Genomic DNA, 23,365 nt, shown 5'->3' with positions numbered 1-23,365 from the left:
TTTTACTCCTTAGTCTTTTTCTAATACTACTCCCGCATACGGAGCTAATTTTAATTTTCCATCTTTCAATTGATAGTTGCCTGCTACTAATTTTTCCTGCTTAAATTCAGGATCTACGTCAAGCTCAATAGGATCTTTACTTAAAGAAACAGCGACTAATGCTTTTTGATCTTCTAAATTACGCTCATAAACATAGCTGTCATTTGACGTTGGTAATAAATAGTAGCCACCATCTTCAAACAATGCTTCTTTCTTTAGGGCGATCAATTTTTTGTAGAAATTAAACATGCTATGGTTATCTGCTATTTCATCAGCCGCATTAGCATAATCAACTTTCTTTCCTTTAAGCCAAGGATTTCCATCACTAAAGCCATTATTTTTTTCATTATTCCATGGCATTGGCCCTCTAGCTGGCAATTTATGGGTTTTACTTGCCATTAGTAATGCTTCTTGACTAGTTTTTCCAGCTTTTTTGGCGCTTTCAATAAATTCTTTAACTGTCTCATCTTCAAATTGTGTTGCGTCTTCAAACTCCAAATTTTTCATTCCGAGTTCTTCGCCATAATAAATAATCGGCAACCCATTTTGTAAATACATGAGCATGGCTAAGCTCCGAGCTTGAATATCATTTTTAGCAATTCTAGTCGCTATTCTAGCCATATCATGATTATTCCAGTACAAGGTTGGCTTAGAAACACCACTTAAAGTTTGTTGCCAAACAGCCTGATTTTGCTTAAATTTTACTAAATCTAATGATTTCGGCTGGTATTGAGCTGAAAAACTAGGATCAATCTGACTTTGATCCTCTGTAAAGTATCTAAATGTAATTACACTATCCATCAAGTGATTATCTTTATTTGTATAATCAACTGCTAAATTAACATTCGCGCTTGCTGCTTCTCCTAACAATAGTGCATCAGGATAATCTTGCTTTATTTCCTCACAGAAAGGTCGCATCCATTTTTGTACTTGTGGTAAGTTTGCAAAAAATGGCTCAGCTATCACGGGTTCTTCATTTTCACTATTAACTGGGAAATTTTGCCTTAAATCTGCTTTAGCAATATGGATAAAGGCATCTAATCTCAAGCCGTCAATTCCCTTTTCTAGCCAATATTTTGCAATTTCACTCATTGCATGTCTGACTTCAGGATTTTTCCAGTTCAAATCGGGCATTCTTTTATCAAAAAGATGAAAATAAAATTGCCCTGTTCCAGCAGGATCTTTCTCCCAAACACTACCTCCAAAAAAACTTCCCCAATTATTTGGTCTCTGATTATTTTTACCAGCAAAAATATAGTAGTCTCGATAAATACTATCAGGGTTTTTAATTGCATCTTGAAACCACGGATGTTGATCAGAAGTATGGTTTAAAACAAAATCCATAATTACATGAATTCCAGCTTCATGCATTTCTTTGATTAAGTCATCCATATCTTCCATGGTTCCCATTTTGGGGTCAATGGCAAAATAGTTTGATACATCATAGCCATTATCAACTTGTGGTGAAACAAAGACTGGATTCAGCCAGACAGCATTAACTCCTAGTTCCTTCAAATACGGTATTCTTTTTCTAATACCATTTAAGTCGCCAATACCATCACCGTTAGAATCCTGGAAGGACTTAGGATAAATTTGATAAATAATTGCTCGGTCATACCAATGTCTCATAATAAACTTCCTCCATAAATCTTATTTTAAGCAATAATTTTAAGCGCTTACAATGTTATTTAAATGTTACCGGTATCAAAAAAAGAAGCTCACCAGTAGCTTCTTAATTTCTAGTAGATTCACTTTTTATTAATTCAGGTTCAATAAGAACCTCGCCCTGCTGAGCTCCGCCTTGTTGAATCTTTTGCAAAATCATTTCTGCTAAAAGTTCACCTAACTTAAATAAATTTTGCTTAATAGTCGTTAGCTTAGGATTAGATACCTGATCTAAGAAAACTCCATCAAAGCCAATAATTCCAAAATCCCGTGGAATATTTCCATTTTTTCTTTGAATAGCACGTACAACACCAACTGCAATTCGGTCACTTGCACAAATAAAGCAAGTGTTAGGAGCAAACTTTTTCCAATTACTAATAATTAACTTTTCAGCTAAACTACTATGATTTTGGATTCTAAAAATTTTAGGAATCATATTATGCTTCTGCAAGGTGTTAATATATCCAGCTTCTCTTGAATATTCAAAAGGCTCTTTTTCATCAATTCCAATGAAAACAATTGACTGATAGTTTTTATCTAGAGCATATTGTGTGGCAATTTGTTCGCCTAATTTATTATCAGTATCAATAAAATCATAACCATAACGATTTTCACCAAATAACACAAAAGGTTTATTTAATTGGTCTAACCATTTTGCATCATTTGCTCTGCCACCCGTGATAATATAGCCATCGCCGCCGCTAACCTCGCTATCGGTTGCTAGCTGCAATGCATAGTGCTTCTTACCTAATCCACTGGCAATTCCAAAAAGCAGATTCATGTAATAGGGTTCAGTTGTATCAATATCCTCCAGAATTACTAGCTTAACTACATTTGTACGGTGGTGGGCTAGGGCACTTGCAACTGAATTCGGATGATAATTTAATTGTTCCATTGCCTGTTCGACAATTTTTCTTAATTCAGGCGTAACCTGTTGAGGATGGTTAATGACGCGCGATACCGTCATCTTAGACACGCTAGCTTTTTTCGCTACATCAGATAAAGTAGTCATAATACTTTTAAGTCCTTTTTTAAAACTTTATAACTTAATATTACCTTAATTATTCTAATAATGTAAGCGCTTAGCGATCCTAAAAATTAAAACTATTATTTTAAAGTACTAAAAAAGCGATACCTACCTATAGGTACCGCCTTATAATTCATTTAGTTATGTGATTGAAAACGAGTATTAAACAGTGGACTAACTGGTTTATGTTCTTGAATCAATTTAATTGCTTCACCCATCAATGGCCCAACAGAAACAATTTCAGCCTTCGACAAGTCTTTTTCTTCAGGTTGATTGATTGAGTCAGTTAAGATTAATTTCTTAATAGGAGAATTATTCAAACGTTCAATTGCTGGACCAGATAAAACAGCATGAGTTGCAGATGCATAAACTTCAGTTGCACCAGCATCCATTAAAGCTTGAGAAGCTAAGGTAATGGTACCTGCTGTATCAATCATATCATCAATAATGATTGCACGTTTGCCTTTTACATCACCAATAATATTCATAACTTCAGCAACATTTGCCTTTGGACGACGCTTGTCCACAATGGCAATTGGAGTCTTAAGAAATTCTGCTAATTTTCTTGCTCTAGTTACACCACCATGGTCAGGTGAAACTACGACAGCATCTTTTTCTAATTCATGACTCAAGAAGTAGTCAGCAAGAAGAGGTGCACCCATCAAGTTATCAACTGGAATATCAAAGAATCCTTGGATCTGTGGGGCATGCAAATCAAGCGAAAGAACTCGATCAGCACCAGCCTTTTGCAACATATCAGCTACTAACTTAGCTGTAATTGGTTCACGTGCGCGAGTCTTTCGATCTTGACGTGCATATCCGTAGTAAGGCATAACTAAATTTACACTTCTAGCTGATGCACGTTTAACAGCATCAATCATGATCAATAATTCCATTAAATTATCATTTACTGGAGCTGAAGTTGACTGTACCAAGTAAACATCTTTACCACGAACTGACTCATCGATGTTAATTTGAATTTCACCATCACTGAAACGTTTAACATCAGACTTACCAAGCTTAACTCCAACCTTATCAGCAATTTTTTCTGCTAAAGGCTTATTAGAGTTGAGCGCAAAAATTTTGATTTCTTTGTCTAATTGAGACATAATTTCCTCCACCGAAAAATTACAATTCCATACTTAATAATAGCAAAAAAATACCCTTTACGCTTGTAAATAGCAAAAAAAGAAGTTGTGTTTAACAACTTCTTTTAATTTATTCCCATTCTTTATCTTTTGAGAGTGGTAACTTATGCCAGTAATCAGGTTTATTAGTTTGTCTTCCTCTAGCAATTGCCATATCATAGCGTGCAACGTCTTTAGTAATAGTTGAATCAGCAGCAACAAATGAATGATCAGCAATATTAACTGGAGCGATAATTGTAGCACCAGCACCAATAAATGAATGATCGCCCACGTTAGTATGGAACTTCTTCACACCATCATAGTTAGAGAAAATAGTACCACAGCCAATATTAATGTCTTTACCTAAAGTAGCATCCCCAACATAGGTTAAGTGTCCCACTTTACTATTTTCACCAATTTCAGCCTTCTTGATCTCAACAAAGTTTCCGATATGAGCACCTTTTCTAATAACCGCCTTTGGACGAAGGTGAGAATTAGGTCCAATATCAGTATTATCATCCATTTGAGCTTCTTGAAGAGTTGAAGAAGTAATAGTAACATGATTACCAATCTTAGAATCAACTATTCTTGAACTATTAGTGATATAGCAGTCACTACCAATTTCAGTGTTTCCTTTAATAACAACGTTTCCTTCAATAACAGTGTCGTTACCAATTTTAACGTCACTATCAATATATGCTGTATCTGGATCAATAAAGGAAACGCCATTTTTCATGTGTTCTTCATTAATTCTTCTTTGCATAATCTTAGTGGCCTGAGCAAGGGCAATTCGATCATTAACTCCTAGGCTTTCACTAAAATCAGGCATTTCATATGCACCAACTTTATGACCAGCTTTACGCATAATTTCTAAAACATCAGTTAAGTAATATTCACCCTGAGCGTTGTCGTTGCCAACTTGTTTTAAAGCCTTAAATAACTCTTTATTATCAAAACAGAAGACACCAGTATTAATTTCATCTACAGCTAATTCTTCTGGCGTACCATCTTTTTGTTCAACGATTCTTAAAACATTTCCATCTTCGTCACGAATAATGCGGCCGTAACCAAATGGGTTTGGAGCTTTTGCAGTTAAAACAGTTGCGCTATTTCCACTTTCTTCATGCTTTTTAAATAAGTTGTTAAAAGTTTCGGCAGTAAATAATGGCGTATCCCCAGTAGCAACTAAAGTTGAGCCATCTAAGTTTTCTAACAAATCACTAGCTGCCAGTACAGCATCGCCAGTACCTAATTGTTGTTCTTGAAACGCAAAGTCTGATTGACCTGCTAAAACATCTTTAACGCTATCTGCACCATTTCCAACTACAGTAATAATCTTATCTGGATTAGTGCCCTTAGCAGCATTCACCACATGCTCTACCATAGTTTTACCGCAAACCTTGTGTAATACCTTGTAAAGTTGGGACTTCATGCGGGTACCTTTTCCAGCAGCTAAGATAACAACATACTTATTCATTAGTTTTATATCCCTTCAATTTTTATATTTAAACAACTATCAGTATATCATTTTGGAAAACGATTGAAGTCTGTCTGCTCTAAGAAATTACCTGGCCGCACTTTAATTAACTTTTTAGTTCTGTCAACTTCAGTAATCTTAATCAATGATTGATAATCATCTACGACCTTTTGCGAAGCGTATTTTGTTTCACAAAGGACGCACATTCCAGCAACTGTTCCCTTAAATTCCTTAACTAATTCTTCCATCCCAGTTAAGGTGCCGCCACCCTTCATGAAGTCATCGACAATTAATACATTGCTTCCTTCTGGAAGTAATCTTTTAGCTAATTCCATTTTTTCAACTCGTTCACTTGACGAAGCAACATAGTTAACTGAGATTGTTGATCCTTCAGTAATCTTAGGTCTTCTTCTAACCATCACAAATGGTACATTTAAAAAGCGACTAACTGCCTGCGCGATAGCAATCCCTTTAGTTTCAATTGTCATTACATAATCAACATTGCTATAAGCATATTTAGTTGCAATTAATTGTCCGATTTGTTGCAAATCTTGTGGTGATCCTAAAATATCAGATAAGTAAACAAAATTACCGGGTAAAATACGATCAGGATCTTCGATACGGTCAGCCAAATCATGAAGATAGTTAGTAGCTTCTTTTTTTCCAACAAAAGGAATGTATCTCACTCCACCAGCAGCTCCTGCTACAGTTTCTAAAATGCCATTTTGATCGTTAGCTAAAGTTTGACGCAAGATTGCCAAGTCTTCTGAAATTGAAGATTTAGCTGCGCCATAACGATCTGCAAAAAATGGCAATGCAATCAAAGTATGAGGGCGAGCTAAAAGATACTTAACCATATCAACTAATCTTTCTGAACGTTTCATGCTTTTACCTTCCTAAACATTAAATTAAATTTCTAAACTTAAATATACTCTATCTAAAGAAAAATCACTAGCATTTTAAGAAAAATACTAGTGATTGTTCGTAATATATTCTATTGTCGCTTACATTTCATCAAACTCAAGCTCAATGTTCTTGGTTAATAAATCCGTGTAACTGTAAGATACTCGTTCAAAGTTGTTTTGATCTTGATCAAGGTCAACTACAAACACTGCACGATAAGTCTTAGTTAATCTACCTTTGCGGCGTGTTACTTTCTTTCTTCCTGCTTGAGCTACTACTACCAAGCTTTCGCCCAAATGAGAATCCAAATTATGTTTAATTGCCATTAGTGTTGTTGGCACTGGACGTCACTCCTTTGCTTGGTTACTATTTTATCAAAAAATTAATATTTTTTCAAGTCTGTAAATTGTAAGCGTTCTATGCTTGCTGATCTTTTAAAAGATGTGCCAACTCTACAAATTGATTTAGCGTTAATTCTTCCGGACGAACTCGAAGATCTAGTCCTAAATCATTAATCATTTTTTCACGCATATCTTTATCTCTGACTAAGGATTTTAAGTTGTTAGCTAGTGTTTTACGACGCTGCGCAAAACACATTTTTACAACATGATCAAAGAAAGAATAATCGTCAATATTTGGTTTTTCAGTAAGTGGTGTCAAGACAACAACTGCAGAGTCAACCTTTGGACGTGGCATAAATGAAGTACTTTTAACTTCTTCTGCTAACTCTACATTCATTCTGCTTTGAACAGCAATGGTTAAAGGACCATATTCTTTAGTCTTAGGTATAGCAACTAAACGTTCAGCCACTTCTTTTTGCATCATCAACGTTAAGCTACTGAAATCTAAATCACTTTTAATTAAATTAAAAATGATCGGCGTTGTGATGTAATAAGGTAGATTAGCCACAATTTTAACCGGCTTATTTAAGTCAAGAAAACCATCGCTATCTTTAGTAAAGTTTGCCTTTAATACGTCTTTCATGACTAATTTAAAGCGACTATTTAACTCTTCACCATCAATTTTTTGTGGTAATTCGTTTTTCAAAATTTCAGGCAAATCTTGATCAACTTCATAAGCTAAAACCTTTGCTCCAGCTAAAAGAAGCTGCTCAGTCAAAGAACCAATACCTGGTCCAATTTCAATAACTTGATCACCTGATTGAATATCAGCTGCTTCAACAATTCCTTTAATTGCGGCCAAATCTACTAAGAAATTTTGCCCCAAATTCTTTTTTGCATGCATAAAGTAGCGATTAACAATCGCTTGAGTCCGGACTGGACTAGCAATTGGCATACTATTTGACATCTTCAACTGCCCTCTTTAATTCATCATAAGTAATTCCAAACATCTTCAAACGTTTTAAGAATTGCTTGCTATTTCCATATCCAATTCCTAACTTAATTCCAACTTTTTCACGTAAAAGACGAGCTTCCGGACTAACTGCGAGACCCAAATCATCGTATTTTTCTTTAGTAATATCACTCTCTACTGCTTGAATTTCGTGCAAATCACCTAAAGCACGAACAAGGGCTTCTTTTGAAGCATGTTCAACTCCTAAGCTGTTTCCACGCTTAGTTGGTTCTCCTTCTTTACGAGTGATAAAAGCTTGTTTAGCATTTGGCGCAGCATTAGTCACTAGTCTTCTAATTCTTTCACCATTGTAGTCTGGATCAGTAAAGATGATTATTTCTCTTGTTTTTGCTAGTTTCTTAATCTCTGCTAAAGTTTGATCAGATACTTCTGAGCCATTAGTTTCAATAGTTTCAATTCCTGGGAAGAACTGTTTTAATCTCTTGGTATCGTCTCGTCCTTCAACAACTACTACTGCATTGAACTGTTTTTGATTATTTGATTCCATATGCCCTCATCGTATTTTCAAATGTGTGCTTTGCCACTTCTTCAACCGATACATCACGCAACTTAGCAATTGCCTCTGCAACATAGCGTACATATCCTGTTTCATTTTGCTTTCCGCGGTATGGTTTTGGCGTTAAGTATGGGGCATCAGTTTCAATTAAAAATTTATCCCAAGGCACAACTTTGGCAGAAGCATGTACGTCAATTGCTTTTGTAAATGAAACTACCCCAGAAAATGAAACCATCATCCCTAAATCAAGAAACTTTTTAAGCCATTCTGGATCACCATTAAAATTATGAATAATCCCGCCATATTCACCCACATGACTATTTTTCAAAACTTGATATGTATCTTCAAAAGCATCGCGAGTATGAATATTTACTGGCATCTTTAAGCTATGAGCTAAATCAAGTTGCCTTGCAAAAACTTTTCGCTGAACATCTCTTGGCGATTCATCCCAGTAATAATCTAGTCCAATTTCTCCTAAAGCAACAGTTTTGGGCTTCTTAAGCTGTTCTACTAATACATCTTCTGCATTTTGATCATAGCCTTTAGCTACATCAGGACAGTAACCAACAATAGCGTATAAATTATCAAATCTTTGACTTAGATCAATCGCACGCTCATTAAATTCTGGGTCTTGTCCTGCAACTGCACTTTTTACTACACCTAATTCTTTAGCTCGATCAAGGTAGATCTCTTCTTTTCCCCGAAAAGGCACGTCATTTAAGTGCGTATGTGAATCAAAAATCTCCATTAGCCTAATTCAGCCCCAACTTCATGTTCATCGCCTACAAGAGCTAATTTGACTTGGCCATCTTTTTCACTAGATAAAAGCATACCTTGACTTTCATGACCTAACATCTTACGTGGCTTCAAGTTAGTTACTGCTAGTACTTTTTTATCTAACAATTCACTTGCATCTGGATAAAACTTACGAATACCACTCAAAATTTGACGTTCATTTCCATCGCCAAAATCTAGCTTAAACATTAAAAGCTTACTTGAACCCTTTACCGGTTCAACTGATAAAATTTGGCCAACTTGAATCTTTACTTTGTCAAAGTCATCAATCGTAATATGTTTCTCTTCTTTTTGCTGGCTTCTAGTCTTCTTCTTTGGCTTTGCCTTCTTCATTTCTTCCTTAATGTATTTAACTTCAACATCATTCTTAAGTCTTGGGAAGATTGGAGTTGGTTTTTCAGTTACTTTAATGTCCCAGTCAAAAGCGCCAAATTCAAGTTTCTTTTGAGCTTCTTTATTCCAATCAAGACCAAGTTGGTTAAACATTTTAACTGGGCTTTGAGTCATTACTGGTGCAATTAAAATAGCAACTAAACGCAGACTTTCAGCTAGGTTAGACATTACTTTTGATAATTCTTCACTCTTACCTTCTTTATTCAAAGTCCAAGGAGTAGTCTCATCAATATATTTATTTGCACGAGAAATAAGCTTCCAAACACTGTCTAAAGCTTGAGAGAAGTGAAGAGCGTCCATTTGCTTTTGATATTCAGCGATTGTTTCCTTAGCTGTCTTAATCAAGTCTTGAGCAAATTCATCTTGATCTGCTGCAACTGGTGCAACGTAACCATCTTGATATTGGTTAATCATTGAAACAGTTCTGTTCAACAAGTTACCTAAGTCATTAGCCAAATCAAAGTTAACTCTCTCAACGAAATCCTCAGGAGTAAAGATACCATCTGAACCAAATGGAATTGCACGCATCAAGTAGTAACGAAGTGCGTCTAATCCGTAACGCTTAGCAATCATTTCTGGATAAACAGCATTACCTTTAGACTTAGACATCTTGCCGTCCCTCATTAAGACCCAGCCATGGCCAAAAATCTGCTTAGGAAGTGGCAAGTCTAATGCCATTAACATAATTGGCCAATAAATTGTGTGGAAACGAACAATTTCCTTACCTACTAAATGAACATCAGCTGGCCAGTATTTCTTAAATAATGAATCATCATCTGAGCCATAACCAAGCGCAGTAATATAGTTTGACAAAGCATCTATCCAAACGTAAACAACGTGTTTAGGATCACTAGGCACAGGAATTCCCCAGTCAACTGTTGTACGAGTTACTGACAAGTCTTCTAGACCTGGCTTGATAAAGTTATTAACCATTTCCTTTTCACGAGAGTGTGGCAAGATAAAGTCAGGATGATCCTTATAATACTGTAAAAGTCGATCAGCATATTTACTCATTCTAAAGAAGTATGAAGGCTCTTTAACCAAACGAACTTCATGACCAGATGGAGCTTTTCCGCCAATAACGTTACCATCATCATCTCTATAAACTTCAGCAAGTTGTGATTCAGTAAAGTATTCTTCATCTTCAACTGAATACCAACCAGTATATTCACCTAAGTAAATATCGCCTTGCTTTAACAGCTTTTCAAAAATCTTTTGCACAGCCTTAACGTGGTCTTCGTCAGTTGTTCTAATGAAACGATCATAAGAAACATCTAGCATCTTCCATAACTCTTTATAAGAAGCTGCCATTTTGTCCACAAACTCTTGAGGTTTAATACCTTGTGCTTCAGCTTTTTGTTCAATCTTCAAGCCATGTTCATCAGTACCTGTTAAAAAGAAGGTATCAAAACCACGAGATTTTTTATAACGCGTCATTGCATCAGCAGCAATCGCAGTATAAGCATTACCGATAGTTAATTTTCCAGATGGATAGAAAATAGGTGTAGTAATATAAAAAGTTTTCTTTTCAGCCATCTTTATTCTTCCTCTCATAAGTCTTTTAATTGCTAGTATAACATAGCATGTAGGACTTAATTTGTACATTAAAAAAAGGAATTCTGTAAAATACGGAATCCCTACAAATCATTTAGATAATTAATTGTCATATGTCGCTCGAATCCTAGGCATATCGATATTGGCCTTTACCAAATTATTTACAATAGCTGTCGGCATTACTCCAGCCGTTATACCAACAGTAATTGCCATAGCGAAAATTAAAGCATTTTCCCAATTGCCACGTATTATTTCATTAATCAGCAAAACAACTGGAACAATAATCAGGATTAATGTCAAAAAGATTTTAGTTAATTTTTTCATACTAAAATTAAAAAGATTGTTTTCTAGATTAATCTTAGAAAGATTTTGAGCTATTTTTCCAAAAACAGTTTCTTTACCAGTCGCAAAAACAACGCCAATTCCTGAACCTGAAAGAATAATTGTGCCTGCATATAAAATATTAGCGTAATCTAAGTTATTGTTTTTGCCAGTGTAATTAGTAGCTCTCTTTTTCACAGTATCTTCTTCACCAAGTAATGAACATTCTAAATCATTACTTTTGAGTAATTTAACGTCCGCTGGAACAATATCTCCAGCTTTAAGTAGTACCACATCACCAATTGTTAGATCACGAGTTAAAAGTTTCTGTGGTTCACAATCACGCATTACTTGAGTTGTTCTAGAAATTCGATTTATCAAGTTTTGAATATTAGTATTGATACGAATATTTTGCATAGCAGTTAAAATTACTGAAATAAATAAAATTGCTAAAACAAAAATTGCTGGACTTAGGTTAAGAGTACGTTGAGAAGAATTTAAAAAAATTGCTACAATTGCTAAAAAAAGCAGAACGAGGGAAAAAGGAGTTACAAAAGCCTTTAACAAATAGTGAAGTTTAGTCTTATCATGTTTAATTATTATTTCATTAGATCCGTACTTTGCTAAGCGTTGCCTCGCATCTTTACTTTGAAGGCCGCTAATTGAGGTTTTTAATCGTTGCAGCGTCGCAAACTTATCTTCGCATGCAATCCGGCGCACCAGCTTGGTGTCTGTAGTATTTCTTGTGCCGGAAGTGTTGATTTTGAACATCTTCAACATCCTTTCTTAAGAACCTAGCAAACAAACAAAAAGGCCGATGCAAAAACTGCATCGGCTCAAATCCAAGCGATTTTTATACTCGTCGTTCAGTTTTAACACTACGTGACGTAAGGTTATTAAAAATAACTAGCTGGCTGGGGAGGGCCTTATATCGACGATCCCTGTTTGACCCGTTGGCATCTCTGGATGTTGCTGGGCGACAGCATATGTTCACGTAGGAGTCTCACCTAACAGTTTATTTGCTCTAATATTTAATTTCTATTGATACTTTAACGGCTAACTAAGAATTAGTCAAGTCCCTACTTCTTTTTTCGAAAGCTTTTAAATAGAACTAATCCAAAACTTATTAAAGCTGCAATTACTAATCCCCAAACCAAGTTTACACTTTGTGGATGATCTATTTTTTGCAGTTCATCTTGTGTTAACGAATTTTTATCATAAGACAGCTTATCTTTTTGAGCAACCAAAGTAGCGCAAGCATTAAAAACTAGTCGAATCCCAGAATTAAAAGTAGCTGCTTTTTTGCTCCTTAATTTATTCCCTGCATACCGAATAATGTTGCCACATTTATTTTGAGTTAAAAGATCTTGATAATTCTTACCAACAATAATTTGAACATTTTTCTTTTTATTTTGAAGGGCAACGGCAATAATTATCTGATTCTTTAATGGCTGAATTCGATTTAAATCCTTGCTGTCTTTTAAGCTTAAAAGGCGAATTTCAGGTTTAGTTTTAGTCTTTTGATAGCTCTCATTTTTTTGATTAACAAGTTCTTTCGTCTGATTATCAAATAGTCCTTGCGGATCACTAACAAAAGATTTTGTGCTAGCAGTCAATGTTAATATGCAAATTAATAGTGCCACTAAACCAATGACTTTATTTTTCATTGTCAGCCTTCTCCAGCCTGTCTGCTAAGCTTTGAACATATTTATGATCAAGCGTTACTTGTTCAATTGCAACGCCCTTTTCACGCAATAATTTCAAGGCTAAAGGATTATCATGATAATCATAATAATAGTTGATTTTCTTAATACCAGCTTGCACTAAGCACTTACTGCAATTAAAGCAAGGAAAATAAGTAACGTAAATTTCAGTACCTTCAGTTGAAATACCATTTTTAGCGCATTGAATTAAGGCATTCATTTCAGAGTGAATTGTTCTTACGCAATGTCCATCAACCATCAGATGACCAACATCATCACAATGAGGCTGTCCTGAAACACTACCGTTATATCCGGTCGCAATCATCCGGTCATCTTTAACTAATACACTTCCGACTAAGGCACGATCACAGGTAGAACGTTGTGCAATAACTAAAGCCTGCATCATAAAATATTGCTTCCACGGAATCCTGTCTCTTGTCATTGTTCTTACCCTCTTTAAATTATTTATTTAATCTATCAAAATAATTTAAACCAATTGCCTCTCTAACTTCTTGTAGAGTCTGATTAGCAACTTCATTTGCCTTCTTTGATCCTTCTAGTAGCATTTCATAAACAGCATCTGGATTTTGAGCAAACTTTTCACGACGTTCTCTGATTGGTCCAAGCTCTTCTTCAAGAACCTTATTTAAGTAACGTTTAATTTTAACGTCACCTAGGCCACCTTTTTGGTATTGTTCTTTAAGTTCAGCAACCTTATCCTTGTCTGGTGCAAATACATCAAGATAAGTAAAGACAGTGTTACCTTCAACTTGACCTGGATCTTCCACATGGATGTGATTTGGATCAGTATACATGGACATTACTTTCTTTTGCACAGTCTTTGCATCATCGGATAAATAGATCGCATTTCCTAATGATTTAGACATTTTGGCATTTCCATCTAATCCCGGAAGTCTTCCTTGACCCTTTGGCGGGAAGTAGCCCTTGGGCTCAACTAAGATATCAGTGTTATAAACTCGGTTAAAAGTACGTACAATTTCACGAGTTTGTTCAAGCATTGGTTCTTGGTCATCCCCAACTGGGACTACTGTCGCTTTAAAAGCAGTAATATCTGCTGCTTGAGAAACTGGATAGTTTAAAAATCCTACAGGGATTGAATCCTTGAAGTTCTTTTGCTTAATTTCAGTTTTAACGGTTGGATTTCTCTCTAGACGTGCAACTGTTACTAAATCCATGTAATATGCAGTTAACTCAAAAAGAGCGGGAATTTGCGATTGAACATAAATAGTAGATTTTTCAGGATCTAAACCAACAGCTAAGTAGTCTAAAGCTACTTGAATCAAACTATTTTTGATTTTTTCAGGATCTCTTGCATTATCAGTTAAGGCTTGCGTATCCGCAATCATAATGTAAGGTTCATATTTACCTTCATTTTGCAGCTTAACACGGTTTTTTAAGGACCCAATATAGTGACCAATGTGAAGCTTACCAGTTGGTCTATCTCCAGTTAATAAAATTTCTTTCGTCATAATTTTCTCCAATATTTGTTAATCTTTAGCTTTACCTCCAATTCTAGCAAAAAACCTTATTCGTTTAAACTTACTCAAAAGTTGTTAGAATGAAATTAAAATAATTAACTAAAGATAGAAAGAGTGAAAAATCATGTGTAGTCATTTTGCAATGCCATCTCTTAAAGAAATCAAGACTTACCTAACAACTGACTTGAAATTACCACTGATTGTACCTAAAAATATCGAAGATAAATTTTCTGCTGCTACACAAATTTATCCTAAATCTTCATCCCTAGTAATGCTTTACAGCAACAATGAATTAAAACTGGTTGAAAAGAAATGGGGCTATCCGAGTCCCTTTCAAAAGAATCGCGTTCTCTACAATGCCCGTGTAGAACGTTTTTACGAAGAAAAACCGTCAATGTGGGACAACTCATTTGCTCGGCAGCGCTGCATTATCTTAGCCAGTGAATTTTGGGAAAGCAGCAAACAAACTTACCTTGCCTCAAATAATCAAACTTACCATGAGCACTCATCTTTTACTGCTATAGAAGAACCAATGACTTTAATCGCTGGCATTTATCAAGGCAACGATTTTTCAATGGTAACAACTGTTGCTAACAATACTGTTCTTCCCGTTCATGAACGCATGCCGTTAGTCTTAAAACCATCAGAATTACGTCGCTGGCTTTTTCAAAACTTCACTTCTCTGCTTGATCGTTCAGAATATAATTTAGCTCGGCATCAGTTGCCACATCGTTAACAAAAATGATATAATCATTTTGCTTACGCGGGTATAGTTTAATGGTAAAATGTCAGCTTCCCAAGCTGAAGATGCGGGTTCGATTCACGCTATCCGCTTATATAAAAAAACGAGGAACATTCTGTCCCTCGTTTTTTATTATGCTAAGATCACCATAAAAATTCCATTTAAAATTGCTAAATAAATTGGCATCAAAATGCGCTGCGAATATAAATATGACCAGGCAAACAGCATTCCGTAAAGGCTGTTGATCACAAATAAAGCTAATGACGCTTGAAAATTAAGAATACCAAAGAAAAAACCAGAGCAAATTATTCCCACTACTCCACTAGTCATATTTTGCGCCCTAAAGCCATAATTAAAGAAAAAACCACTTGTTAAATACACTTGCAGCGCTGGGATTAAGATTCCGATTGAAAAAATAAAGAACCAGAATAAAAGATTACTTTCGCCCTTTTGATAAATTATCTGAAAATTCATCAAGGGAACTGCTCCTTTGGCTTGAAGATAGGAAATAAAAATTCGTCCTAAGATCACCAAGATAGATACACCAACAAGAAAACTGTAATCTGCTAAAAGTGGCATACTTGGCTTTTTTTCAAAGAATCGTTGTTCGCGATTGAATTGCCTAATGTAAAAGTATAAGGCAAAGAGCGTAAAGATTAAAAAGAAAAAATATCCAATCTTATTTACTTGATCATCTAATAATGTTAATTTCTTTATTCCAATTACTATCAAATAAAGAACCAAATAAACAGCATATCTAGTTAAATTTCCTTGCCTTGATGATGGCGTATTCATGGCTTCTTCCCTTTCATATCAACTCCCTTTATTATAACAAAGCAGTTAACGTTATTTATAGTACATGAAAAATATATACTTATTGAAATCGCCTTCATATATAATTAGCATGAAAGTAACTCGAATAAGAGAGGAAATATTTATTATGAATTTAATCGCAATTGATATTGGCGGGACAACAATTAAAATCGCTACTTGGATAAATAAAAAATTAAAGATGGTCTTCACTGTCGATACGCCTGATAATTTAGAAACTTTTTATCATAAACTAAGCGATGCAGTTAATGAAATCAAAACTAATAATAAAATTGACGGTGTAGCTATTTCTTCACCCGGCGCTGTTAATAAAAAGACTGGAGTAATTGAAGGCGCTAGTGCTCTACCTTATATTCACAATTTCAAAATTGTGCCTGAATTAGAAAAACGCTTTGGTTTGCCAGTAAGTATTGAAAATGATGCAAATTGCGCAGCTCTAGCTGAATTAGTTGCTGGGTCAGCTAAAGATTGCCGCAGTATGGCATTTTTAGTAATTGGAACTGGAGTCGGCGGTAGTGTTATCATTAATAACCAAATTTGGCATGGTGCTCATCTATACGGCGGTGAGTTTGGCTTTATGATTATTGATGGTCAGCAACTTAGTGTCTTGGCTTCTCCTGTTTCTATGGCTAAACGCCATAATGAAAAAACTGGTAAAAATTTTGATGGAAAGACAGTGTTTGAACTTGCTGACACCGATGATTTAGTTGCACAGGAAGAACGCGGCAAGCTGATCCATGCTTTAGCTACTGCTATTTATAATATTCAACATAGTTTTGATCCAGAAAAAATTATCATTGGTGGCGGAATTTCTCAAAATCAAGAATTAATACCTCTTCTTAATGATGAAATATCAAAAATAAGAAATAAATTAGATATTGCGACTGTTAAGCCAATTTTAGACATCTGTACCTTAAAAAATGAAGCAAATTTGCGTGGAGCTGTTGCAGATTTTGAAAAAGAGCATTAAATTTTATATAGACACTTTTTTATTATTAAATAAATGTGTTTGAAAGCATCACAAAAAGGACTGAGAATACTATCTCGGTCTTTTTTTGTTATCCAATTTTACAAAAGTATATATTTTTTATATTAAAGTGCTTTACTTTTATATAAAATAAGTTTATATTTATACGCGTAAAACGTGTAAGCGATTGCAAAGAGGGAATATTATGAATAAGCAGAAAATGCCTAAAGACTTTTTCTGGGGCAATTCAGTTTCAAGTATGCAAACTGAGGGTGCCTGGAATGAGGATGGTAAAGGCTTATCAGTTTACGATGTACGACCTGCTACAGAAAACACCACAGATTGGCACACCGCAATTGATGAGTACCACCGTTATGACGAAGATTTAGACCTAATGAAAGAAATGAATATGAATATGTATCGTATTCAAATTTCCTGGTCAAGAGTTTGTCCTGAAGGAGACGGAAAATTTAATCTTAAAGGAATCGATTTTTACGACAAATTGATTAATGCCATGCTCAAACGTGGTATTGAACCCATGATTTGTCTTTATCACTTCGACATGCCACTACATTTAGCCAAAGAATATAACGGCTTTATGTCAAGACATGTTGTCGATGCCTTTGTCAGATTTGGTAAAAAGATGATCGATCATTTTTCAGACCGAGTTAAATACTGGATTGTCTTTAATGAACATAATCTCTACTTCCAAGATGAAGTATTCAATATTTCTGGCTATGAAAAAGGCGATAAAACCTTAGACGACATGTACACCATCTTTCACCATACAATGATTAGCCACATTCGACTGGCTAATTACATTCATGAAAAATATGATGATGTAAAAATTGGCGGTATGCTTGCCTACCAGCAAATTTACCCAGAAACATCAAAAGCCACTGATGTTTGGGCTGCTAAGCAAGCTCAAGAATTTTTGAACTTTAATATTTATGATGCAGATACTGGGCGTGGTTACTCGCCAGAAGTTATGCAATATGCAAAAGATCACCATATTAATTGGGATATCACTGATGAAGATCAAGAAGAAATGAAAAAAGCCCAAGCTGATTTCTTAGCTTTCAGCTACTACTCTTCTTGGACTCTCTCAGCTGACAAAATTCCAGAAGACATCGCACCTAACCGTTACATGAATTATGGCGGTGTTAAAAACAAGTATCTCAAGACTAATGCTTGGGGCTGGACGATTGATCCACTTGGCTTTAGAAACGCTATTACGACGATGTACAACCACTACAAGATTCCAGTCTTTCCAATCGAAAACGGAATTGGCTTAAAAGAAACTTGGGACGGCGAGCATATGATCGAAGATGATGAACGAATTGCTTACCATGAAGAACATATCAAAGCAATGAAAGATGCAATGTTTTTAGATGGTGCCAAAGTTCTTGGTTATCTAGGCTGGGGACTAATTGATATTCCAAGTTCGCATGCCGATGTGGAAAAGCGTTACGGCGCTGTCTATGTTAACCGGTCAAACCATGACTTAAAAGATTTAAAACGTGTTCCTAAGAAATCATTTTATTGGTCCCAAAAAGTATTAAAGAATAATGGAGACGAAATATAATGAGTGAACAGAAAAAATCGGGCTTTAGTGTTTTCGTTAATAAACACATCTTGCCCCCAGTAATGAAATTTGTTAACACCAAGGCCATCCAAGCCTTGCAAAATGGTATGATTTACACTTTACCATTTATCTTAATCGGTTCTATCTTCCTTATTCTAGGAAATATTCCAATCAAATCAGTAGCTGATGCAATCAATGCTTCTGGTTGGGGAGCATTCTTTAACCAAGCCTACACTACTACTTTTAGTATCATGGCTATGTGGGCATCTGTTGGTATCGCCTATATTTATGTTAAAAATGAAGGCTATGAGCCATTAGCTCCCGGTCTTACTTCTTTAGCATCATTCTTAATGCTTCAAACTTTAACTATTGACAGTCCATTAAAGAATGCCATGGCTAAAGGTATCGACGGTCAAATGACTGCTAAAGCTGTAACCGAAAATATTGACAAGTTACCACATGCTTTACAAAGTTTCTTAGAATCCCCAGTTACAGGCGTATTTAATATTACCTGGCTTGGCGGAGACGGTATGATCGCCGCAATTATTGTTGGTTTATTAGTCGGCTGGATTTATTCAGCTATTATGAAAAAAGGCTGGACTATTAAGTTGCCTGAACAAGTTCCAGCAGCTGTTTCTAACCAATTTACTGCTATGATTCCATCAGGAATGATCTTAATTGGTACTATGCTTATTTACGCAGGCTTCAAGCTAACCACTGGTTCAGACTTCTTACAATGGACCTACCAAACCCTTCAAATTCCACTTCAAGGTATCTCTGATTCACTTGGTGGTGCAATTGCCATTGGATTCTTAGTCCCATTCTTCTGGTTCTTCGGTGTCCATGGTGGTTTAATTGTTGGATCCTTAGCTGGTCCTATGCTTCAAGCAAACTCATTTGATAATGCACAATTATACAAGGCCGGCAAGTTAACTATTGCTAATGGTGCTCACGTTGTTACTAATGAATTCTACAATAACTTCATTAACTTAACTGGTTCAGGGATTACTATTGGTTTAATTATCTTTATCTTAATTGCTGCTAAATCAGCACAATTACGTTCAATTGGTAAAGTTGAATTAGTTCCTGGTATCTTTAACATTAACGAACCATTCCTATTTGGTTTACCAATTGTTATGAATCCATTCCTTGCAATACCATTCTTCTTAACTCCAGTTGTAGTTGCTATTTCAACTTACTTCGTAATTAAAACTGGTATTGTTCCTCCTCTAAATGGTTTTGCCTGTCCATGGACGATGCCAGCAGTTATTTCTGGCTTCCTAATTGGCGGCTGGAAGATGGCAATTTGGCAAGCATGTACCTTAGTAATTTCAACCTTAATTTACTGGCCATTTGCTAAGAAATACGACAACATTCTTGTTAAACGTGAAGCTGCTACTCTCAAGAAAGACGAGGCTGAAAGTAAATAATTTTTTCAGTTATTAATTGACACTTATCATTAAAATAGTGCTATAATGTAAATGCTTTCAATGATGAAAGTGCATACATTTAATTTATAGATCAACACTCAAACACTGAAAAACACTTAATTGTATTTACAAAGGAGATAATTATTATGGCAGATAAAACTATTATGCTTGCTTGTTCAGCAGGAATGTCAACTTCATTATTAGTATCCAAGATGCAAAACGCAGCTAAAGAAAAAGGCAAGGACTACAAGATCTTTGCTACTGCAGCATCAGGTATTCAAGACGAAATTGACAAGGAACACCCAGATATATTGATGCTTGGGCCTCAAGTTCAATACATGGAAGACAGTGTTAAGAAGATTACTGATGCAGCAGGCATCCCATTAACAGTTATTAACATGCAAGACTACGGCATGATGAATGGCGAACACGTTCTTGAAACTGCTCAAGAATTAATGGGCGACAAATAGTCAAAATGAATGACGAAATAAAAATTGTTAATGAATTTGATCGTGATGGTCATCACTTCAAAATTGGCGTTAGCGCAGATGGACAAGTTTCATTATCTATATAGATAATGAAACTAAAGCCCATCACGGCTATCATTTCCCAGGTATTATTCAGATTCCTAAGGGGCTTGAATTAGACGGAAAAATGATGCTGCAACTACCAATTGACTGTGATGCAGCAATTGATCAAGGAATTCAAGAATTAAAACAAAAATAATTTATGGGAGATGCTCGCTGACATAGTAAAATAAAGTATTGTCAGGAGCATCTTTTATTTTAAAAATACTATCTAGGAGAATTAAATTATGGCACAAGAAAATAGCGATAACATGCAAGTTGTAATGGGAATTATTATGCAAGCAGGTAATGCAAAAGCTGCTGCTATGCAAGCAATCCAAGCTGCTAAAAAAGGCGACTTTGACAAGGCTGATGAATTTATTAAGCAAGCAAATGAAGGCTTAGTAAATGCTCACAATGTTCAAACTGATATGTTGACTCAAGAAGCACAAGGTAACCATGTAAAAGTTGACCTTTACATGGTTCACGCTCAAGACCACTTGATGACAGCTATTACCTTTATTGATTTAGCTAAAGAAGTAGTAGCTGTTTACAAAAAAATGGCTGAAAAATAATGACTGCGGAAGCAAAATACTTAAAAGTTGCTCGAATTCTACAAAAAAGAATTGAAGATGGAGTCTACAAAACTCAAGCTCCCCTTCCTGACCAAAAAACACTTGCAGACGAATTACAAGTAAGCCGTTTAACTGTCAAAAAAGCCTTAGATGGATTACAAAGAAAGGGTCTTGTTTATAAAGAATCTGGTTTAGGAACTTTTGTCTTAGGTCCAGTTCCAATTCAAGATAAATTTGATTCACCAGCAAATGCCTTTAGTGGCTTGGCTAACCTACTTGGATCAGATGAGGTTACTAGCGATATTATTGAATTTAATGTTGAGTTTCCCAATGAAAATATTCAACATTACCTCAAATTAAAGTCTAGCGACCCAGTTTATAATATCCGGCGTTTAAGAAGACTTAAAGGAAAGCCACTGATTCTTGAACACACTTTTATGCCAGTTCACTTAGTTCCTAACTTAACTGAAGATATCTTACACAATTCTATTTACAATTATCTTCATCAAGACTTGAAACTTAAGTTTGGCATTGCATATCGTAAAATCAAGGCTGTTAAAGCAGACGATTGGGATCAAAAATATCTTAAAGCTAAAAAAAATGACCCAATTTTAGAGCTTGAGCAAATCGTATGGTTAAATAATGGTCAACCAGTTGAATATTCAACCAGTCGTAATCGCTACGATGAACGAAATTATGTCGTTGTAGAGACAAGCAGCTTTTAAGTAAAAGTTCTAGAGCAAGTCTAGAACTTTTTTTATAAATTTAAACAAATAAAGAAAGGAAAAATAATGACTAAAACCTACTCAATGCCAAAGAATTTTTATTGGGGTGGCGCTAGTGCTGCTAACCAATATGAAGGTGGCTATAACGAAGGCGGCAAGGGACTAAACGCTATTGATGTTTTGACTAATGGTTCTGCTACTGAGCCAAGAAAAGTAACTTGGAAAACAAACGATGGTAAAACAGGCGTCACTCCAATGACTTGGGGTAAAGAATTCAAATTACCTGATGGTGCAAAACCAGCACTTTTAGATAACTATTACTATCCTAGCCATGAAGGAACTGATTTTTACCATCATTATCAAGAAGATATTAAATATATGGCTGAGATGGGCTTTAATATGTTCCGTTTATCTCTAAATTGGTCGCGTATTTTGCCAAATGGAGACGACCAAGAGCCAAATAAAGAAGGTTTAGCTTTCTATGACAAGGTCTTTGATGAATGTGCTAAGTACGGAATTGAGCCACTTGTTACCCTTTCGCACTATGAAACTCCCCTATCTTTGATTAATCGCTTTGGTGGCTGGAAAGATAGAAAAATGATCGATATCTTCGTTCACTACGCAGACATCGTTATGAACCACTACAAGGGTAAAGTTAAATACTGGCTGACTTTTAATGAAATTAATGCCATGGACATGGCTCCTTATATGGGTGGAGGCTTAATTGATGGGAGCAAGCAAAATCGTGCTCAAGGAGCTCACAATCAATTTGTAGCCAGCAGCAAAGTTGTTAAATTAGCGCATGAAATTGATAAAAATAATCAAGTTGGTCAAATGCTCGCCTACTCTGCTTACTATCCATATACATCAGACCCCGCAGATCAGCTTTTAGTCATGAAAGCTAAGCAAGAAATGCTTTTCTATTCTGACGTTCAAACAGGTGGCCGCTATCCTGAATACCGTCTTAAAGAATATGAACGAGATGGCATTAAATTAGATGATCGCCCAGAAGATTACGAACTAATCGAGAAATATCCGGTTGACTTCTTAAGTTTCTCTTGCTACACATCTAATGTCTTAACAACGCATGAAGCGGACGCTAAAGCAAACGGCAATATGTCAGCAGGTGGCGTTAAGAACCCGTACCTTGACTATAATGCTTGGGGCTGGGCAACAGACCCTGACGTTTTAAGAATTGCTTTAAATGATCTCTGGGATAGATACCACAAGCCACTATTTATTGTTGAAAATGGTCTTGGTTGGGGCGATGAATTAACTAAAGATCATAAGGTTCATGATGACTACCGCATTAACTACCTACGTGCTCAAATTAAATCAATGGAAGAAGCAGTTAACGAAGACGGAATTCCACTAATGGGCTACACTATGTGGTCAGCAATTGATTTAGTATCAAACGGAACCGGTGAAATGAAGAAACGCTACGGTTTTGTTTATGTAGACCGCGACGATAAAGGCAACGGTTCCTTGAAGAGATATCCTAAGGATTCATTTAACTGGTATAAAAAGGTTATTGCATCCCATGGTAAAGATTTAGACTAAAATAAAAATAG

General features: G+C 35.6%; 23 protein-coding genes, 1 tRNA gene, 1 pseudogene and 1 riboswitch. Of the genes and pseudogenes, 10 read left to right on the top strand and 15 right to left on the bottom strand.

Annotated elements, in window-relative coordinates:
• Positions 1-9: 9 nt before the first annotated feature.
• The 14 genes from LGAS_RS01050 to trpS all read right to left on the bottom strand — a co-directional run bounded on the left by LGAS_RS01050 (position 10) and on the right by trpS (position 14,364).
• On the bottom strand, positions 10-1,668 hold the full coding sequence (locus LGAS_RS01050) for a glycoside hydrolase family 13 protein (RefSeq protein WP_003647894.1): 1,659 nt from the start codon (positions 1,666-1,668) through the stop codon (positions 10-12).
• A 103-nt stretch (positions 1,669-1,771) separates the two neighbouring features.
• Positions 1,772-2,716 carry a LacI family DNA-binding transcriptional regulator gene (locus tag LGAS_RS01045; protein ID WP_003655702.1) on the bottom strand — a complete coding sequence of 315 codons (945 nt, stop codon included), beginning with the start codon at positions 2,714-2,716 and terminating at the stop codon, positions 1,772-1,774.
• 152 nt (positions 2,717-2,868) lie between these two features.
• A complete protein-coding gene (locus LGAS_RS01040) occupies positions 2,869-3,840 on the bottom strand; it encodes a ribose-phosphate diphosphokinase (protein WP_025012197.1) in 972 nt (323 codons plus the stop codon).
• A gap of 109 nt (positions 3,841-3,949) precedes the next feature.
• The gene (gene glmU / locus LGAS_RS01035) at positions 3,950-5,335 is read right to left on the bottom strand and encodes a bifunctional UDP-N-acetylglucosamine diphosphorylase/glucosamine-1-phosphate N-acetyltransferase GlmU (protein WP_003647896.1); all 1,386 of its coding nucleotides are present in this window, start codon (positions 5,333-5,335) and stop codon (positions 3,950-3,952) included.
• 47 nt (positions 5,336-5,382) lie between these two features.
• Complete coding sequence (gene purR, locus LGAS_RS01030) at positions 5,383-6,219, bottom strand: pur operon repressor (protein WP_003647897.1); 837 nt, start codon at positions 6,217-6,219, stop codon at positions 5,383-5,385.
• Between the two features lie 120 nt (positions 6,220-6,339).
• Complete coding sequence (locus LGAS_RS01025; protein ID WP_003647898.1) at positions 6,340-6,579, bottom strand: Veg family protein; 240 nt, start codon at positions 6,577-6,579, stop codon at positions 6,340-6,342.
• Positions 6,580-6,655: 76 nt separating this feature from the next.
• Positions 6,656-7,546, bottom strand: a complete 891-nt coding sequence (gene rsmA, locus LGAS_RS01020) for a 16S rRNA (adenine(1518)-N(6)/adenine(1519)-N(6))-dimethyltransferase RsmA (protein WP_003647899.1) — start codon at positions 7,544-7,546, stop codon at positions 6,656-6,658.
• Entirely contained in the window at positions 7,536-8,099 is a 564-nt protein-coding gene (gene rnmV / locus LGAS_RS01015) for a ribonuclease M5 (protein WP_003647900.1), read from the bottom strand. The genes rsmA and rnmV overlap by 11 nt, the downstream gene beginning before the upstream one ends.
• Entirely contained in the window at positions 8,086-8,856 is a 771-nt protein-coding gene (locus tag LGAS_RS01010) for a TatD family hydrolase (RefSeq protein ID WP_003655692.1), read from the bottom strand. The genes rnmV and LGAS_RS01010 overlap by 14 nt, the downstream gene beginning before the upstream one ends.
• Complete coding sequence (metG, locus tag LGAS_RS01005) at positions 8,856-10,832, bottom strand: methionine--tRNA ligase (RefSeq protein ID WP_003647901.1); 1,977 nt, start codon at positions 10,830-10,832, stop codon at positions 8,856-8,858. The genes LGAS_RS01010 and metG overlap by 1 nt, the downstream gene beginning before the upstream one ends.
• Before the next feature lie 120 nt (positions 10,833-10,952).
• Positions 10,953-11,951, bottom strand: a complete 999-nt coding sequence (locus LGAS_RS01000) for a P-type ATPase actuator domain-containing protein (protein ID WP_003647902.1) — start codon at positions 11,949-11,951, stop codon at positions 10,953-10,955.
• A gap of 70 nt (positions 11,952-12,021) precedes the next feature.
• Positions 12,022-12,193, bottom strand: a riboswitch (M-box (ykoK) riboswitch).
• 57 nt (positions 12,194-12,250) lie between these two features.
• Positions 12,251-12,838: a TPM domain-containing protein gene (locus tag LGAS_RS00995; protein WP_003647903.1), complete on the bottom strand. Its 588-nt coding sequence runs from the start codon at positions 12,836-12,838 to the stop codon at positions 12,251-12,253.
• The gene (locus tag LGAS_RS00990) at positions 12,828-13,316 is read right to left on the bottom strand and encodes a deoxycytidylate deaminase (protein WP_003649538.1); all 489 of its coding nucleotides are present in this window, start codon (positions 13,314-13,316) and stop codon (positions 12,828-12,830) included. The genes LGAS_RS00995 and LGAS_RS00990 overlap by 11 nt, the downstream gene beginning before the upstream one ends.
• A 19-nt stretch (positions 13,317-13,335) precedes the next feature.
• Positions 13,336-14,364 carry a tryptophan--tRNA ligase gene (gene trpS, locus LGAS_RS00985; protein ID WP_003650736.1) on the bottom strand — a complete coding sequence of 343 codons (1,029 nt, stop codon included), beginning with the start codon at positions 14,362-14,364 and terminating at the stop codon, positions 13,336-13,338.
• Between the two features lie 133 nt (positions 14,365-14,497).
• Here trpS and LGAS_RS00980 point away from each other — a divergent pair, with 133 nt between their 5' ends.
• Complete coding sequence (locus LGAS_RS00980; protein WP_003647904.1) at positions 14,498-15,109, top strand: SOS response-associated peptidase family protein; 612 nt, start codon at positions 14,498-14,500, stop codon at positions 15,107-15,109.
• A 27-nt stretch (positions 15,110-15,136) separates the two neighbouring features.
• Positions 15,137-15,207, top strand: a tRNA-Gly gene (locus LGAS_RS00975).
• 40 nt (positions 15,208-15,247) lie between these two features.
• Here LGAS_RS00975 and LGAS_RS00970 read toward each other — a convergent pair.
• Positions 15,248-15,910: a CPBP family intramembrane glutamic endopeptidase gene (locus LGAS_RS00970; protein WP_003647905.1), complete on the bottom strand. Its 663-nt coding sequence runs from the start codon at positions 15,908-15,910 to the stop codon at positions 15,248-15,250.
• 145 nt (positions 15,911-16,055) lie between these two features.
• On the opposite strand from LGAS_RS00970, the gene LGAS_RS00965 reads away from it, so the two are divergent.
• From LGAS_RS00965 to LGAS_RS00930, 8 genes and pseudogenes are all read left to right on the top strand, one after another.
• Entirely contained in the window at positions 16,056-16,916 is an 861-nt protein-coding gene (locus tag LGAS_RS00965) for an ROK family protein (protein ID WP_025012196.1), read from the top strand.
• Positions 16,917-17,118: 202 nt separating this feature from the next.
• Entirely contained in the window at positions 17,119-18,498 is a 1,380-nt protein-coding gene (locus LGAS_RS00960; protein WP_003647906.1) for a glycoside hydrolase family 1 protein, read from the top strand.
• Positions 18,498-19,928: a PTS sugar transporter subunit IIC gene (locus tag LGAS_RS00955; protein WP_003647907.1), complete on the top strand. Its 1,431-nt coding sequence runs from the start codon at positions 18,498-18,500 to the stop codon at positions 19,926-19,928. The genes LGAS_RS00960 and LGAS_RS00955 overlap by 1 nt, the downstream gene beginning before the upstream one ends.
• A gap of 146 nt (positions 19,929-20,074) precedes the next feature.
• Positions 20,075-20,398 carry a PTS sugar transporter subunit IIB gene (locus tag LGAS_RS00950; RefSeq protein ID WP_003647908.1) on the top strand — a complete coding sequence of 108 codons (324 nt, stop codon included), beginning with the start codon at positions 20,075-20,077 and terminating at the stop codon, positions 20,396-20,398.
• A gap of 5 nt (positions 20,399-20,403) precedes the next feature.
• Positions 20,404-20,654 (top strand): annotated as a pseudogene (locus LGAS_RS00945) (hypothetical protein).
• 88 nt (positions 20,655-20,742) lie between these two features.
• Positions 20,743-21,069, top strand: a complete 327-nt coding sequence (locus tag LGAS_RS00940; RefSeq protein WP_003647909.1) for a PTS lactose/cellobiose transporter subunit IIA — start codon at positions 20,743-20,745, stop codon at positions 21,067-21,069.
• The gene (locus LGAS_RS00935) at positions 21,069-21,794 is read left to right on the top strand and encodes a GntR family transcriptional regulator (RefSeq protein ID WP_003647910.1); all 726 of its coding nucleotides are present in this window, start codon (positions 21,069-21,071) and stop codon (positions 21,792-21,794) included. The genes LGAS_RS00940 and LGAS_RS00935 overlap by 1 nt, the downstream gene beginning before the upstream one ends.
• 66 nt (positions 21,795-21,860) lie before the next feature.
• A complete protein-coding gene (locus tag LGAS_RS00930; protein WP_011678748.1) occupies positions 21,861-23,354 on the top strand; it encodes a glycoside hydrolase family 1 protein in 1,494 nt (497 codons plus the stop codon).
• The last annotated feature ends 11 nt before the right edge of the window (positions 23,355-23,365 follow it).

It is taken from the genome of Lactobacillus gasseri ATCC 33323 = JCM 1131 (assembly GCF_000014425.1).
GTDB classification, from domain to species: domain Bacteria; phylum Bacillota; class Bacilli; order Lactobacillales; family Lactobacillaceae; genus Lactobacillus; species Lactobacillus gasseri.
The sequence above is the reverse complement of the archived record's forward strand: the minus strand, read 5'-3'. Positions and strand labels throughout refer to the sequence as shown.